Here is a 17,479-nt window from a genome sequence, read left to right on the forward strand (position 1 = left end):
TCTTATGAAAAAAAATACTTTTCTAATAGCTCATTTGCTTTTTATTTCGGTTTTAATTTCTTGTAACGATAAAAAATTAACTGAAGTTGTCGAAGTCCCTTTACCTACAGTACAAGAGAAAGTTTCTATAGGCAATCCAAATGATTTAAAAGCGGATGAAGGATCTTTTCAATTGGAAAAAATTCCTTTTGGATATGATGCGTTATCACCTGATCTATCAGCTTTGACAGTAGAATCACATTATAAAAATTATTTGTATTATACCAACAGCCTAAACAAGGCGATTGTAGGAACTGACAAAGAAAACCTTTCGATAGAAGATATATTAAACAAATTAGACATCAACGATCCAGTATTACGTAATAATGCAGGTGGATATTACAACCATAGTTTGTACTTTAAAACCATAGGACCAAAAGCAGGTGGCGAACCAACAGACACATTAGCTTCAAAGATCACTAAAGATTTTGGCTCATTTTCCAATTTCAAAACCGTATTTAAAGACGCTGCAACTAAACAATTCGGATCTGGCTGGGTTTGGCTGGTAGTTGATAAAACAGGAGTCCTGCAATTATCCACAACTCAGGATCAAGACAATCCATTAATGACCTATGCTCCTGTTGCTGGATTTCACGGAACACCAATTTTAGGAATTGACCTCTGGGAACATGCTTATTTCTTGGATTATCAGTACAAAAAGAAAAAATATATCGATGCTTTTTTCAATATAATAAATTGGGAAAAAGTAAACGAAAATTATAAAGCTACTTTTAAAAAGTAAAGAATAAAAAAGCTGAAGTAAAATTAATTTTACTTCAGCTTTTTTATTTTATCGAGCACTTTTACAACTGGTAAATAAATGATTCTAACGGATGTATTGTAATAGACGTTTTTCCTTCTCCATTCACAACTTGTAATTGAATGATACTTTTTTCATACAGCTGATCTTTTATCGTATAACTTCCGTCTTTCAAATTCCATTTACTAATTATATCAGCAGGAATTTTTAGCTCAAAAGTATTAGAAGCTTCTGATGAAAAATTAGTAAGCACAATTAGTTTTTGATTATCTGACCAACGTACAAAAGAATACAGATGGTTAGGATCGTAACCAAGGCCAGCATTGCGATTTACTTCTTGAAGATCTTGAAATTGTCCCATTACTGCAGAACTTTTTGCAGAGAAATTGAGCAATCGTTTATAAAAATCACGTAACTCTTTTTCGCTTTGCGATAACTTTCCGCCATCAAATGCACCATCATTCATCCATCGTTGATGATTTGGAACTCCTACATAATCAAAAATTGATGTTCTGGAATGAGAGCCAAATCCACCATTTTCGTTGCCTGCCTCTCCTACTTCCTGTCCAAAATAAATCATAATAGGCGCTGAAGTTATCATAGTGGAAACTACCATCATTGGTTTTCCTTTTTCGGGAGAACCTGCAAATTCTGGACTAGCCAATCGTTGTTCATCGTGATTGTCCAAGAATTTCAACATGTGTATATCAATATCTGCCAAACCACTTTGAATATATGAAAGCCCATCTGGTGGAGTTTTTCCTTGGATGATATCTTTCAGTTTGTCGTAAGTCTCTACTTTATCGTACAAATAATCCATTTTTCCCAAATGGATATAATTGCGATACTCTTTCGGATTGTATACTTCGGCCATTAAGAATGCGTCTGGATTTACATTTTTTATTGCTGAGTTCATATAACTCCAAAATTCGTAAGGAACCATTTCGGCCATATCATATCTAAAACCGTCAACACCTTTGGCGGTCCAATACAAAGCAATGTCTCTAAATTTAGTCCAAGAACTAGGGACATTTTTATCTTTCCAAAAATCAAAATGTTCTTTATAGGATAGTTTATCATAGCCAGCCGGTAATTCAGGGAAGTCCTTTGAACCATCAGGTCGAATACCATAATTTACTTTAACCGTTTCGTACCAGTCATTTTTATCCGGTTTTGCCAATCGAGAACCATTTCCAGTCCACTTAGCTGGATTTTCTTCGAATTTACCGTCAATAAGCGGATTGCTTTCCCCGTTCAAAGGCTTGTCACCATCAGGTAATTGGAAAGGCGTATTGGGAATGTAATAAAAGTTATTGTCTCTTTTGTATTCCACAGTAACATCATCATCGGCACCAAAATCCCTCACTCCCTTTGGATTACTTTTACTTTCGTACTTACGAGCAATGTGATTGGGAACTATATCAATAATTACTTTAAGATTTGCCTTATGGGTTCTTTTAATCAAAGCTTCAAATTCTTCCAAACGCTTTTCAGGATTGACTGCCAAATCAGGATTCACGTTGTAATAATCTTTAACAGCATAAGGTGATCCTGCCCTTCCTTTTACCACTTCTGGATCATCATTTGAAACCCCGATAGCTGTATAATCTCGTATAACAGCATGGTGCGGAACGCCTGTGTACCAGATGTGGGTAGCACCTAAATCTTTTATTTCATGAAGCGCTTTATCTGTAAAATCGTTAAATTTTCCAACTCCATTTTCTTCAATAGTACCCCATGGTTTATTGGTTGTATTTTTGTTACCAAACAATCGAGTAAAAACTTGATAAACTACTGCTTTATTTCCAGAGACGGTTTCTTTCTTTTGTACACTCATTTTTACATCTTTAGTTTTACATGCAGTCGCTATAAGCAAAACACTTATTCCTGCCATTACTATTTTTTTTGTGATCATTTTTTTAAATTATAAAAAATTAAAAATATAGATTTGATACTATATTTGTATTCGGTATCAATCCATAAATTTAACGCTTTTTTCAAAAAAATAACCACCAAAACCTACTGATTCAGGTTAGTTTACAATTAAAAAACCACTACAACGTAATAGCTAATCCTTTTGTTTATAAATATTTTTTAAAAAAATCGCTCTTATAATTCAAATGACAAACTGTTATAAATAAATCCTAATATATAAGGGGTTTGCCCCATTTTTCATAAATTTACAAAAAAATTAAGACCATTGAAGAAATCTTTAAATTTCATTATCTATAGCCTAGTATTTCTTAGTGCAAATCTTGTTTTGGCACAAGCTCCCAAAAAAATACATATTGAACAGTCTGACTTTGCTGATGTCGATCAACTTAAGATTCCAGATGCGCTTTTGCTTACTGGAAATGTAAGAGTTAGTCACGACGGAGTCATTTTAACCTGTAATAAAGCTTATTTTTTTCAGAAAGAAAATTATTTGAAAGCTTTTGGAAATGTACAATTGGTACAAGGCGACACTTTGTATTTGAACAGTAATTATGCAGAATACAGTGGTGAATTAAAAAAAGCATTTGCAACTGGAAATGCAGTAATGAGTTCACCAGATGCAACTTTGGCTACGGACACAATCTATTTTGACAGAAACATACAAGAAGTATATTACAATACAAACGGAACTATCGTTAACAAAGACAATACCTTAAAAAGTAAGTCCGGAAGATATTATGTTACCCAGAAAAAATTCCAGTTCCTAACTGCTGTAACACTTACCAACAAAACATACGAAATCAAATCCAATCATTTGGATTATTACAGTAATTCAGGTCATTCGTACCTTTTTGGTCCATCAACAATAACAAGTAAAGCCAATTATATTTACACCGAAAAAGGCTTCTACGATACCAAGAAAAATCTAGCCCATTTTCTGGACAAATCTTACATTAGGTATGATGATCGAGTGATAAAAGGAGATAGTTTGTATTATGACCGAAACAAAGAATTTGCTTCTGCAACACGAAATGTAAAAATAACCGATTCTATTAATCGAGGAGTAATTCGAGGACATTATGCCGAATTATACAAAAAGAAAGACTCCATGTTTGTGACAAAAAGAGCCTTGGCTGTTAATTTTGTAGATAACGACTCGGTTTATATTCATGGCAAAAAACTCATGGTTACCGGAAAAGAAGGAAACCGAATCATTCGCGCCTTCAATAATGTTCGTTTTTACAAAACAGATATGAGCGGAAAATGTGATTCTATCCATTCCAGCTCAAAATTAGGTCTAACAAAATTGATTGGAAACCCAATACTATGGAATGGTGAAAGCCAAATTACAGGTGATGTGATGCACCTCATTGGAGATAAAAAGACCCAAAAACTTGATTCGCTCAAAGTGCTCAACAACACTTTTCTGGTCTCGAAGGACACTCTTGGTACCGGATTTAATCAGACAAAAGGGCAAAACTTATTTGGAAAATTTCAAGAAGGGAAACTCCATGATGTGGATATCATAAAAAATGCAGAAGTGATTTATTATATGCGGAATGATGCCAAGGAACTAATTGGTATCAACAAAAATGTGAGCAGTAAAATCAATATTCTTTTTGATAAAAACACAATAGAAACCATCACTTTTTTCAAACAAGTGGATGGCGATATTTATCCCGAATCCGAATTGCCCGAAAACGCGAGAACACTCAAAGGACTAAAATGGCGCGGAGATGAAAGAATAAAATCAAAAGACGACGTTTTTAGTGAAGAAGAAAATGCCGAAGAACTCAAAGTCATTGAAGCCACAACAAAAGACAAAGCTAAAAAAGCTGTCCCAATGAAAATTCGAAAAGAAACGTTGAATTACGATAAGAAGAAAAAGATTTAAGATTGAGGAATAACGATTTTTGAGTGCAGATTTAAACATCTAAAATGCTTCGCCAGTTCGCTATCGCTCGAGTCAAAAATCGTTAATCTTAAATCAGCAATCAAAACATTAATAAAAAAAGCACCGTGAATCCTGATTTCCTTAAATACCAAGCACAAACTTCACCCTATCCATTGGGCATGGAAGTTTCGCATGCCATTGGTTCTTATATTTTTGATACAAATAACAAAAAATATCTAGATTTTGTTGCAGGTGTTTCGGCTTGCACACTAGGACATCAAAACAAGAGAGTGAATGACGCCATAAAGGATCAGTTAGACAAATATTCGCATGTTATGGTTTATGGTGAATACTCCCAAAGCCCAGCGGTGGAATATTGTAAATTGATGGCCTCACTCCTGCCTTCTCCTCTAGACAAAACCTATTTAGTTAATTCGGGAACCGAGGGTATAGAAGGCGCCTTAAAACTAGCCAAAAGAGCTACAGGGAGAAGTCAATTGATTTCGTGCCTCAACGCCTATCATGGCAACACAATGGGATCGATGAGCGTTATGGGATTTGAAGAACGCAAACAAGCTTTTCGTCCATTGCTTCCAGATGTCGATTTTATAACATTCAACAACGAAGCCGATTTACAAAAAATAACTACCAGAACTGCCGGAATCATACTGGAAACAATTCAGGGAGGAGCTGGTTTTATTGAGCCTCATAATGATTTTCTGAAAAAAGTAAGAGCACGATGTACCGAAGTAGGTGCAATGATGATACTCGACGAAATACAACCGGGATTTGGAAGAACGGGAAAACTTTTCGGATTCCAAAACTATGATGTTGTACCGGATATCGTTGTTATGGGAAAAGGAATGGGCGGTGGTATGCCTGTAGGTGCATTCACAGCTTCAACTGCAATGATGGATTTACTAACCGAAAATCCAAAATTAGGTCATATCACCACATTTGGAGGTCACCCTGTCATTGCGTCAGCTTGTTTGGCCACTTTGAAAGAATTAACTGAAACCAACATCATGACAGAAGCTTTAAAGAAAGAAAAACTCTTTAGATCCCTTTTGGTACATCCTTTGATACAAGAAATAAGAGGAAAAGGATTGATGCTTGCTGCTATGACAGCGAGTGCAGACATTACGAATGAAGTCATTCTAAAATGTCAAGACAGAGGTTTAATTCTATTTTGGTTGCTTTTTGAAGGATGCGCGATTAGAATAACACCACCTCTTACAATTTCCGAAGAAGAAATCAGAGAAGGCTGCGCGATAATTCTTGAAGTAATGAATGAAATTAAGATTTAAGATTGCAGATTTCAGAATGCAGATTTTAGATTTTTGAATAGGTTTAAAAATTTGATATTGACATTGAAATTGCCATTGAAACCTGTTAATTAAATTGTTCACAACAAATAAAATTCTTCCTCATTTCAACAATACGTTTTCCTAATTTTATTTTAGGATAATTTAAAAACACACAGTATGCAATTAAGCAACGAAGAAGAAGAGTATAACTTATCCCTATCCAAATTTGAGTCCATGTTGAAAACCAACAAAGTACTCTTTTTTGACTCCGAAGAATTTGAAGAAATCATTCTTCATTACCTCGACATGGGCAAGTCAGCATTGGCCAAAAAAGCTTTAAAATTAGCTCTGGAACAACACCCAAGATCCAGTGGGCTTAAATTAGTTCAAGTAGAAATGCTCATTTATGACGACAAACTCGAAATAGCCGAAAAGTTATTGAATGAGCTGTATGCCATTGAACCCACAAACGAAGAAATTTACATCCAGAAAGCCAATATTTGCTCCAAAAGGGATCAGCATGAAAAAGCAGTAGAAATGCTTAAGATTGCTCTAGAATACACCGATGACTATGCAGATGTTTACAACTTAATCGGTATGGAATATCTTTTTATGGACAATCTAGAATTAGCCAAAGAAAGTTTCATTAAATGTCTGGAAGAAGATTTCGAAGACCAATCGGCTTTATACAATGTGGTATATTGCTTTGAATTTTTGGATCAAAACCAAGAAGCAATAGCATATATAAACAAATACATTGACAAAAACCCATATAGTGAGATTGCTTGGCATCAATTGGGACGCTTGTACTATGGCGTAAAAGAATACGAAAGCGCCATACGTGCTTTTGATTATGCAACTCTTATAGACGAGGAATTTCTTGGTGCTTTTATGGAAAAAGCAAAAGCATTGGAACGTCTAAAAAAGTACGACCTTGCCATTGAAAGTTACAATCGAACCATTGAATTGGACGATGCAACATCCTATGCCTTGCTTCGAATAGGGAAATGTTATGAAAAATTAGGCAACAAAGTTTTAGCCCTTAAATATTTCAACAAAACAGTACATGAAGATCCACTTTTGGACAAAGGATGGATTGCGATTACCGATTTTTATGTACGTCAAAAAAACTTCCAAAAAGCATTGTTTTTTGTCAATAAAGCTTTAGCCATTGACAACCAAAATAAATTGTATTGGAAACGATTTGCAGCCATCAACAAACAAATGAACTTGTTTGAAGAAGCCGAATTTGGATATAGAAAAGCAGTAGAATTTGGGGATTACCAACTCGACACCTGGTTATTCTGGGTTGACATTTTACAATTTTTAGGCGAATTCGAAAGCGCAATTCAAACATTATTACAAGCATCCGAGTACTTCCCAGAAGAAAACGAAGTAGAATATCGTTTGGCAGGATTGTATTTTATGATTTCAGACAATATCAAAGCAAAATTCCATTTGAGTAATGCTTTGCGTTTGAATTATAACAATTACATCCTCTTGGAAGATTTATTCCCTGTAGTCTGGGAGAAAAAAATGGTGCGAAATTATATTGACAAACATAAAAAACAATAATGATTGAAGTTTTAAGAAAACGTTTTGGTTTATTAGGCCGCAATATCAGTTATTCCTTTTCAAAAGGATATTTTACAGAAAAATTCAGCAAAGAACATTTTGAAGGATGCAGTTATGAAAATTTCGATATTCCCAAAATTAATGATTTTACCGAGTTAATAAAAAACAATACAGACCTTAATGGACTAAACGTAACTATCCCTTATAAGGAGTCTGTGATTCCTTTTTTGGATAAACTATCTAAAAACGCTGAACAAATTGGAGCCGTAAACACCATAAAATTCACCAAAAAAGGAAAACTAAAAGGTTACAATACCGATTATTACGGTTTCAAGAAATCTCTTGAACCGTTATTGCAACCACATCACAAAAAAGCACTTATTCTTGGAACCGGAGGGGCTTCAAAAGGAGTAGCTTTTGCATTGGATCAATTGGATATCACTTACACTTTTGTGTCTCGCGAAGCCAAACAAAATTGTATTGATTACAGTCTTATCAATGCCACAACATTTGACAACTACCAAATTATAATCAATTGTACTCCGGTTGGAACAAGCCCGAATGTTGATTTATTCCCACTGATTCCTTATGAATTCTTTACAGAGAAACACATTGCTTACGATTTGATTTACAATCCCGCAGAAACCCAATTTCTTAGTAAAGCCAAAGCACATGGCGCTCAAATTAAAAATGGCTTGGACATGCTTATTTTTCAAGCAGAGAAAGCCTGGAAGATTTGGAATAAATAAAACCCTCCCTTTTTAGATAACTCAAAAGCCCTCAAATGGAACTATCCTTTTGAGGGCTTTTTTTATAGAAAACCAAGACTTTAGAGATTCCCATGAATGTTTTTTAGCACACTTTTAATCCGAGTTCAAAGCATCAATTTTGGAGCAGAACCATTTTCCCCTTTTTGTTAGCACCATCCCGTTTTTCGTTGCAATCTTATAAGCCAAACCCTGACTTATAATGATTTTCACTTCAACCGGGGCTAAGAGTTAGCATCCTTTCTTTTTTGCCAACATCCAAAAAAAAAATAGTAATCGAATTCAGATTTCCAACAATTTGAATCATTGAGTACATAAATACATTACCGAACGAAATATTCTTTGCATGTAGATTATCTAAAAACTCTCTCATAATTATTTAATTTCTATTCTTTTTATGGTTTTCCACAATAGCGACAATGATATAATTCGTACATTTATATGACTATCAGGCTCTTGTTTTTAATTAATCATACGAATTATGCTAAAAAGAACCATACTTATCGAAAACAAATCTTCTATTAGTACCAAAAATCTGCAGCTTGTGATTAAATCTGAAATAAGGGAGAGCTCCATCCCAATAGAAGATATAGGTTTTCTAGTTCTTGACCATGCTGAAATTTACTTAAGTATCCCAGCCATGAATTTGATGGTAGAAAATAATACAGCCGTGATTATTTGTTCCAATAACCATCTGCCAAACGGCATGCTTCTAAACCTCAACAGCCATCACATTCAACAGGAGATATTCAAAAATCAGATTGAGGCTTCCATACCGCTAAAAAAACAATTGTGGCAACAAACCATAATGGAGAAAATCACAAACCAAGGTATTCTTTTACAGAAAATTACCCAAAACAAAAACACTTTCGAATTCTTGGCAAGCAAAGTGTTGAGTGGCGACACTTCCAATATGGAAGGAGTAGCTGCCCAACAATATTGGAAATCATTTTTTGAACATGATTTCAAAAGGGAACGATTTGGTGATTATCCCAATAATTTTCTCAATTACGGCTATGCCATTCTTCGAGCTGCAACGGCAAGAGCTTTATCCGGAAGCGGATTATTGAACACATTAGGTATTCACCACAAGAGCAAATACAATGCTTTTGCTCTTGCAGACGATATTATGGAACCCTTTAGGCCAATCGTGGACGAAAAAGTATATCAAATTATGCAACGCTACGATGAGCAAGAATTGAACACAGTGCTAAAATCAGAATTATTGCAAATTCTTACGCAAACTGTTTATTTCAAAGACGAGAAAAGCCCCCTTATGGTTGGATTGCAAAAAACAGCGAGCTCTCTGCAGCAATGCTTCACCGGACAAAGAAAGAAAATTAAATATCCAAAATTATGGAACTCAATGGGTACCGAATAATGTGGCTGTTTGTGTTTTTTGATTTGCCTACGGAAACCAAAAAAGACCGCAGGAATGCTTCCCAATTTCGAGGAAATCTACTCAAAGATGGGTTTAGCATGATGCAGTTTTCAGTTTACATTCGTCATTGCGCCAGTGGCGAAAGCGCCGATGTGCATGAAAAACGGATTCACAAACTCGTTCCTCCTTTAGGCAAAGTCAGTGTTTTAAGAATTACTGACAAACAATTTGGAATGATTATCAATTATTTGGGCAAAGCCAAACAAGATGCGGTAGATGCGCCCACGCAGTTGGAATTATTCTAGAAATAAAAAAATGCTCCAATCTAGCCTATCACGTGCCAAAAAGGAGCATTTTATTTTACGATATTTCTCTTTATTTTATTGATAATTAGAAGATAACAAGCCAACTAATATCGTGTTTTCTAATCTTTAATCAAACCACAACCGTATCATAAGACAACCCTCGAATCCCGATAATATCGTGTTTTCTAATCTTTAATCAAACCACAACTAATAATGTTTGTAAAAAAGTAAACGTTCTAATATCGTGTTTTCTAATCTTTAATCAAACCACAACACTGGAGTCCAATCACCAATAGAGTGGAAAAATATCGTGTTTTCTAATCTTTAATCAAACCACAACTATTGATTTAGAAATACACGCTCCACAATTAATATCGTGTTTTCTAATCTTTAATCAAACCACAACGATAATGAGCTTAAAAACGCAGCCGATGTAAATATCGTGTTTTCTAATCTTTAATCAAACCACAACAATTATTCAGTTGTTGATTTGGATGGTGCTAATATCGTGTTTTCTAATCTTTAATCAAACCACAACCGACTACGTAATGAACGATTACAACATCATAATATCGTGTTTTCTAATCTTTAATCAAACCACAACATACCGCAAACACAGGAATTGCCAAAGTTGAATATCGTGTTTTCTAATCTTTAATCAAACCACAACTTTATTGATGAGTGTAATCAAATTACATATAATATCGTGTTTTCTAATCTTTAATCAAACCACAACTTATGATGCCGATGCAATGAATTCTACTTCAATATCGTGTTTTCTAATCTTTAATCAAACCACAACTATATTACTCTTTGTTCCTCATCTGAAAAAAATATCGTGTTTTCTAATCTTTAATCAAACCACAACTGATACAAACGCAAATAAAAATAAATTTCAAATATCGTGTTTTCTAATCTTTAATCAAACCACAACCTGTTTCATCTCCTGAATTATCGTAAACATAATATCGTGTTTTCTAATCTTTAATCAAACCACAACTATATTCAGAATACTACTAAGATAAATTTAAATATCGTGTTTTCTAATCTTTAATCAAACCACAACTGGTTTGAAGTGAAGGATGGATATCCGTTTAATATCGTGTTTTCTAATCTTTAATCAAACCACAACTAATGATTCGAATGTGTTTTACAAAGAAAGAATATCGTGTTTTCTAATCTTTAATCAAACCACAACTAATCGCCTTGTAAGTCACCCATTCCAGTAAATATCGTGTTTTCTAATCTTTAATCAAACCACAACTCTACGTAGTAGCTTACTAATTTAACCCTTAATATCGTGTTTTCTAATCTTTAATCAAACCACAACCTAGATTTTAAGGCTAAAATTGCGCACCTCAATATCGTGTTTTCTAATCTTTAATCAAACCACAACTATTTTCTGCTATTATCCTATTTGTAAGCTAATATCGTGTTTTCTAATCTTTAATCAAACCACAACTATATTCAGAATACTACTAAGATAAATTTAAATATCGTGTTTTCTAATCTTTAATCAAACCACAACCATTACGATATGCTAATTTACCAAAGAGGCAATATCGTGTTTTCTAATCTTTAATCAAACCACAACTACAATCCTAGCATTACCCAGCGTTTGAATAATATCGTGTTTTCTAATCTTTAATCAAACCACAACTTACGCCTTTACCATCTTGTATGCAACATGAATATCGTGTTTTCTAATCTTTAATCAAACCACAACTTAGTACTATAGAGTAATATAAAAAATAATAATATCGTGTTTTCTAATCTTTAATCAAACCACAACATTGGTATTTGGAATACATCTAGCTGAACTAATATCGTGTTTTCTAATCTTTAATCAAACCACAACTACGCTGTTAATCTTAATTGTGGTAATTTGAATATCGTGTTTTCTAATCTTTAATCAAACCACAACTCCATTTGACGAATTACGTCATGACTGTATAATATCGTGTTTTCTAATCTTTAATCAAACCACAACTTATACCTTGGTCTACTCCTTCCGTTTGTTAATATCGTGTTTTCTAATCTTTAATCAAACCACAACCCAAAGAATATCATTGATATTTCTGAGCGAAATATCGTGTTTTCTAATCTTTAATCAAACCACAACTATCTAGCTTTACTTTTAATGTTCCCGAAAAATATCGTGTTTTCTAATCTTTAATCAAACCACAACTAGCTAAAAGAAATAGGATTTGCATCCTTCAATATCGTGTTTTCTAATCTTTAATCAAACCACAACTATCTTCGAGTGCGCGAACTTCGTTGCGGGAATATCGTGTTTTCTAATCTTTAATCAAACCACAACCTAGGAACTTTGTTATCAATAATTAATTCTAATATCGTGTTTTCTAATCTTTAATCAAACCACAACGCGCCAACACATACGGATAAGTATCTACTTAATATCGTGTTTTCTAATCTTTAATCAAACCACAACTCGCTTTATAGTACATTATCAACGGATCTAAATATCGTGTTTTCTAATCTTTAATCAAACCACAACCTAACCGAACAAGAGGCGCAACTTGCGACGAATATCGTGTTTTCTAATCTTTAATCAAACCACAACCAGAGATGGAGGATTACGATAGGATGAATTAATATCGTGTTTTCTAATCTTTAATCAAACCACAACCAATAACACAGGCTACTGTTAATACGCACGAATATCGTGTTTTCTAATCTTTAATCAAACCACAACTGAAAGCTACTGCATCCCTGCTGGGCGGATGCCATACCTTTCAGTTGTGGTTTGGCTGTTTATGACTACGAAAAAACTGTATGTCAAAGAACTTATTTAATTCAGACTAGACCTAATCTCTTTTTAAATTCTAATAGCATTTCTTCTTTGGTTTGCCTTTTTGCTAAACCACTTTTCTCAGCTCTATCTAATTTTGCTTGAATTTTCGCTATTTGTTCTTTTGTTAATTTTGATTCGTCCATAATTATATTTTCTCAAACTTCCCCGAAGGTAAAACTTTAAAAATCAATCCTTCCTGTTGATGTGATTTTAAATTCTTTTTTTATTAATAAAAAATCACAATTAGAAACTCTTAACCTTAACCAAGGCACTGGATTTTCAAAATCAACTTGCGAATTTTTTAAATTATTATCAGCCATAAATTTTACAATTGTCAATTCTTCTTTATTTGAACTACTTTGCTGCATTGCCGTTTTATGATGTCTGAATTGGATTCTACCATCTCCTTCAAAACCAATAACTTTGTACAATCTCTTCATTAAATCTTGATTGCCTATTTCATTTAACTCTTCTTTATTTTCTTTGTAAAACAAAACTAAATCTCCTTTTTTTATTTCATACTTCAATGGTAATTGCGTTTTTAAATGAATCATAGGAACTAATGGGTTAGAATTGTTGTTTTTATTACTTAACTTATAATAAGCTCCTGCGTCCATATAATTAACCGATTCAAAACTCCTTTTAACATTGCCTTTTTTATCAATTCCTTCATAAATAGCCATTGCAAAATTCTCATCATTCTGCCCATAAACTTTTTGCTTATGTTCATGTCTAGATTTTGACAATTCACTATGTGTTTTAATTTTTAACGGATTCTTTACTGAATTAGCATACAATCTAACTTTGTTTATTGGAATTCCTTTTTCTTGATTCATCCAAACTATACCTTCTAATTTATTTTTTTGTTGAGCATTGGATGAAATTAATAAAACCTTATTTGATATCGCATCTTTCACTTTCTCTTTTACCATTTCATCAACAATATTCTCAACATCAGATGCTTTGATACTTTCTAAATCTTTACGGATTACATAACGGATTTCTTCTGTATTTAACGGATTTTTAATGGCTCCATAAATACTGTCTTGGTGTAATGAACCTCGAATGGTATCTCCTTGTTGCAATCTTGGAATTCGCTTTCCTTCCTTATTAAGCCTGAAAATTATTTTATCATCGGCATCTTTTTGAACAATTGCCTTTCCATTTACATCCTTGACAGTTTCAGCAACATATTGCTTCTTCCCTCTAATTCTAACTATCTTTTTAGATTGCTTTTTAACATTATCAGGAGTGTAATGTGAAACTAAAATCTCTTCTTCAATCTTTATTAAATCTTCTTTAAAAGTTTTCCAAGGTTTTGAATCTGCTAATAGTTTTCGTGCTTCGCCAAGTTGCCCTTTGTCTTCGTGTGTCCAAGCGTTGGCTAAAGTATCATATTTCTCTTTGGTCATACAAGCAATTGTAATTGCATCGATGGTGTGATGTGTGTGTTTGCTTCGGTCTTTTTCGTGAAAATATTTTTTATCGTTTTCTTGAAAACTCTCTTGAATTCCCCATATTTTTCTGAACTCAGCAACCATTCCTCCTTTTACAGATTCTACTCTTTTGAAATATGATTTTAAATAGGCTTGGGAATACTTTGTAATAATTCCTGTATCTGGAATTTGACTATTTTTGAAACCAACTTTGGGTTCTTCCCAAATAAAACGGTCATATTTTCCTTTTAGATAGTCCCTTTTTAAAGTTAAATAATGTCTTCTCCTTATTTTTTTATCTTTAAGCTCTTTGGTAGCTGCTGCTTTTATGGAGCGAGAAATTATTTCGATTTCTCTAGTCAAATTATCTGATTCTTCTTTCCAATGTGCAATTCTTGGTAATATCTCAAGATAATTATTTAACTCAATAGGCATTTTATTTCCTTTTATCTCTCTATTGAACTTTTGACTACAAAGAGTCTTGTTCATTTGAGAATTATCTTGCGAGCGGCTTCTTGGAACTGTGTGCTCAAAATCATATTTTGGATCACTTCCTATTATATCACAAATACTTATGTTTCTTCCCTCTTCATAAATTTCTTGTTTATTTTGCTCTAACCAAAGTTGATACCTTAACAAATCGTCTTCTGTTGGTTCAATCTCTTTTTTGCATTCCTCAAAATACAATTTCCTTATCTCTTTGGCATATTCCTCTCGATTCTTCTTATTTTCATTTTGATAATCTTGAATTCCTTTTCGTTTATTGGCATCGTTTAATTCACGAGCCATTTCAATATGAATTATCGTTTTTTCATCAACCTGTCCTTCAAAAATCAATGTATTTAAAACTTTCCTTAATTGATGCAGAGCACGCATTGCCATTAGGTTTTTAATCGAAGAAGTTAAAGGACTTCCTAAAACCACTTTTTCATTTCCGAATTCATCTTTAATGATTTTCTTTTTAAATACCTCTATATCAGATGGATGATAAAGCTTATTTATTCGCTTTTCATTTGTACAGAATATTTCGCCATCATCATTTTTACCTTTTATAAAGTCTAAAACTTTTTCGTCTAAACGATTGATTTTAATATATTCATACTGTTTTAATTGCTCAATTAAAACAGGGAATAGTTCATTTACAATTGATTCTCTATCAGATTCAATTTTATGAAATTTAATAAAAGGAGTCAACTTTTTATCTAAATCCTGCCTGAACAATGATTCCGCTTCTTTAGAATAAAACGTTTTTTTCCCTTCTTCTTTATCTCCTGATTTATACTCTTTTATCAAACTATTAATTACTTCTAATTTTCCGTTTTCAAAAGTGTGATTTTCAATTATTTCAGCAATTTTATCTTGAATAAATTTTCTTTGATTACTATCGTTCCAAATAGACTCATCAACAATTTTTTCAATATTTGCCATAAAAACAGCGTGAGAATACAATAACCCTTCTTTTACATAAGGCAAAATCTTGGTAATTGCATTCAAACTCAAACTTGCAAAGTCTTTTTTCAATCGAATTTTACTAAATGCTTTTGCATTTTTATCATCCAATCCTAATTTTTCTTTTGCATATTGAAATAAGTAAATATCAGAAGTAGAAACGGACAGCAAATGCCATAAATCTTTATAATCTACAGTTCTATTTACTTCAATTCCTTTTGAATTTTTAGTTTTGTATGAAATGGTTTTGATTTTCCAAACTTCTCCAAAAACATTTTTTAATGATGCCGAAACTGGGCTTGCTGTTACAGTATCATAAGGTTTGTAATTAAACAAATAATTAACTTCATTTGCTTTTGAAGATTTATAGAAATTGAATGTAGCTCCTTTTGGAATAAGTTCTTTGGCTAAATCTTCAAAACTAAAATTATCTTTTTTTCTTAAAAACTTCGGAATTAAACTTTGTTTCTCTTCTTGTGATAAAAATCGTAAAGTCTTATCAGATTGAGTTCTAATTTTTATCGTATTTAAATAAGTCCACATTCTATATTCTTCAAAATCAGGATGCGAAATAGCACAACGAGTTTTGCTTTTTTCAAACGAACATTTTCCTATTAATCCTTTCTGTGATTTTAATGGTCTTTGGAAAAATATGGCTTTGTATAAATCTTTAGCTAATCCATTGTATTTTTTTTCAGGCAATAATTCATTGTCTATGATTTCTCCAATTCCTTGTGTCTTGCAAATTATATTGAACTCTTCAAGGTAATGCTCTTCCCTTGAAGTATATTGGTTTCTAATTTTGCCATTATTGTATAAACTAAAAAAATATTGACCTAATGTTTTGAAATTTCCGTCAAGCATAGCTTGGGTAATGTCTTTGATTTTACCTTTTACCTTTCCTAAATCTTCTTTTCTGTTTAATCTTACAATGATTTCTTCTTTGGCAGTAACAAACTTATTTTCATTGTTTTTAACTATACCTAAAAGAGCATTATATAAAGTTTTCAATTTGGCTTCCCCTTCGTCTAACTCTTTTTTGAAACCCCCTTTATTCGTTTCATCAAGAATTCCCTTGTCATAAAAATAATCTTTTAATTCAATTCGAATTTCAGTATTAGAATTACAATCTTCAATTATTGAGATAATTTGAGGACAATGTTCCTCTAATATTCCTTCAGCAGATTGATCCAATCGATTACTCAAAAAACCTCTTCTTTGTGCAATATGATAAAAAGCTCTACCCAATTCAAATAAAGAGACGTTTTGTTTACTGGCTCTATCCCTAAAAACATAAGGATTAATATTTTCTTCCTCATCAGTTCGTAACCATTTCAAAAATTCAGGATTCAATGGATATTTTTTAAATCCTGAATTTCTCCATTCTTCCACTTCTTCAATAGATATTGGACACATATTATTTTTAGAAAGTACTTTTAGAGTTTCATACTTTCTTAATTTTCTACGAAATTTTATTTTTCTTGCACTTCTAAAGCCTGTGCGTTCTGCTGCACGTGAACTTTCAACTCCTTTTTCTGACTTCACCCCTTCCGAAAATATTCGAACTCCTTTATCAATAAGAGAAAATTCTATCCCCTCTTTCTCCACTATCGCCCAACCAATCGAGTTTGTACCTAAATCTAATCCTAATATTTTTGCCATTTCAATCTGTATTTTGTAAGATTTTTTAAAGCTATGAAAAAAATAATTAATCACTTTACGGTTTTCCTCATCAAAACCTAATTACTTTTTATTTACATTTGTTACTGATTAAAATTTCTAATCTTTAATCTTATCACAATAAGGCTATATGCCG

The 17,479-nt window shown here is 32.8% G+C and carries 10 protein-coding genes and 1 CRISPR repeat array; of the genes, 7 read left to right on the forward strand and 3 right to left on the reverse strand.

Annotation, left to right across the window (positions count from 1 at the left end; genetic code table 11):
• Window positions 1-4 precede the first annotated feature (4 nt).
• Window positions 5-781, forward strand: a complete 777-nt coding sequence (locus HQN62_RS14915) for a superoxide dismutase (protein WP_116797663.1) — start codon at window positions 5-7, stop codon at window positions 779-781.
• A 61-nt stretch (window positions 782-842) separates the two neighbouring features.
• Here the strand turns inward: HQN62_RS14915 and HQN62_RS14920 are convergent, their stop codons facing one another.
• Window positions 843-2,714, reverse strand: a complete 1,872-nt coding sequence (locus tag HQN62_RS14920) for an alpha-amylase family protein (protein ID WP_173504974.1) — start codon at window positions 2,712-2,714, stop codon at window positions 843-845.
• 285 nt (window positions 2,715-2,999) lie between these two features.
• Here HQN62_RS14920 and HQN62_RS14925 point away from each other — a divergent pair, with 285 nt between their 5' ends.
• From HQN62_RS14925 to cas2, 6 genes are all read left to right on the forward strand, one after another.
• Window positions 3,000-4,628: an OstA-like protein gene (locus HQN62_RS14925; protein WP_116797661.1), complete on the forward strand. Its 1,629-nt coding sequence runs from the start codon at window positions 3,000-3,002 to the stop codon at window positions 4,626-4,628.
• A 125-nt stretch (window positions 4,629-4,753) separates the two neighbouring features.
• Window positions 4,754-5,935 carry an aspartate aminotransferase family protein gene (locus HQN62_RS14930; protein WP_173504975.1) on the forward strand — a complete coding sequence of 394 codons (1,182 nt, stop codon included), beginning with the start codon at window positions 4,754-4,756 and terminating at the stop codon, window positions 5,933-5,935.
• 177 nt (window positions 5,936-6,112) lie between these two features.
• The gene (locus tag HQN62_RS14935; RefSeq protein WP_116797659.1) at window positions 6,113-7,510 is read left to right on the forward strand and encodes a tetratricopeptide repeat protein; all 1,398 of its coding nucleotides are present in this window, start codon (window positions 6,113-6,115) and stop codon (window positions 7,508-7,510) included.
• On the forward strand, window positions 7,510-8,259 hold the full coding sequence (locus HQN62_RS14940; protein ID WP_173504976.1) for a shikimate dehydrogenase family protein: 750 nt from the start codon (window positions 7,510-7,512) through the stop codon (window positions 8,257-8,259). The genes HQN62_RS14935 and HQN62_RS14940 overlap by 1 nt, the downstream gene beginning before the upstream one ends.
• 499 nt (window positions 8,260-8,758) lie before the next feature.
• Window positions 8,759-9,658, forward strand: coding sequence for a type II CRISPR-associated endonuclease Cas1 (cas1, locus tag HQN62_RS14945; RefSeq protein ID WP_173504977.1), 900 nt, complete (start codon window positions 8,759-8,761; stop codon window positions 9,656-9,658).
• Window positions 9,634-9,963, forward strand: coding sequence for a CRISPR-associated endonuclease Cas2 (gene cas2 / locus HQN62_RS14950; protein WP_173504978.1), 330 nt, complete (start codon window positions 9,634-9,636; stop codon window positions 9,961-9,963). Before cas1 ends, cas2 begins: the two co-directional genes overlap by 25 nt.
• 106 nt (window positions 9,964-10,069) lie before the next feature.
• Window positions 10,070-12,679: direct repeats of the CRISPR family, unit length 36 nt; unit sequence AATATCGTGTTTTCTAATCTTTAATCAAACCACAAC.
• Window positions 12,680-12,780: 101 nt separating this feature from the next.
• Here the strand turns inward: cas2 and HQN62_RS14955 are convergent.
• A complete protein-coding gene (locus HQN62_RS14955) occupies window positions 12,781-12,921 on the reverse strand; it encodes a hypothetical protein (RefSeq protein WP_173504979.1) in 141 nt (46 codons plus the stop codon).
• 36 nt (window positions 12,922-12,957) lie between these two features.
• On the reverse strand, window positions 12,958-17,325 hold the full coding sequence (gene cas9 / locus HQN62_RS14960) for a type II CRISPR RNA-guided endonuclease Cas9 (RefSeq protein WP_173504980.1): 4,368 nt from the start codon (window positions 17,323-17,325) through the stop codon (window positions 12,958-12,960).
• Window positions 17,326-17,479: the final 154 nt, after the last annotated feature.

The sequence above is a fragment of the Flavobacterium sp. M31R6 genome (assembly GCF_013284035.1).
Lineage (GTDB): Bacteria > Bacteroidota > Bacteroidia > Flavobacteriales > Flavobacteriaceae > Flavobacterium.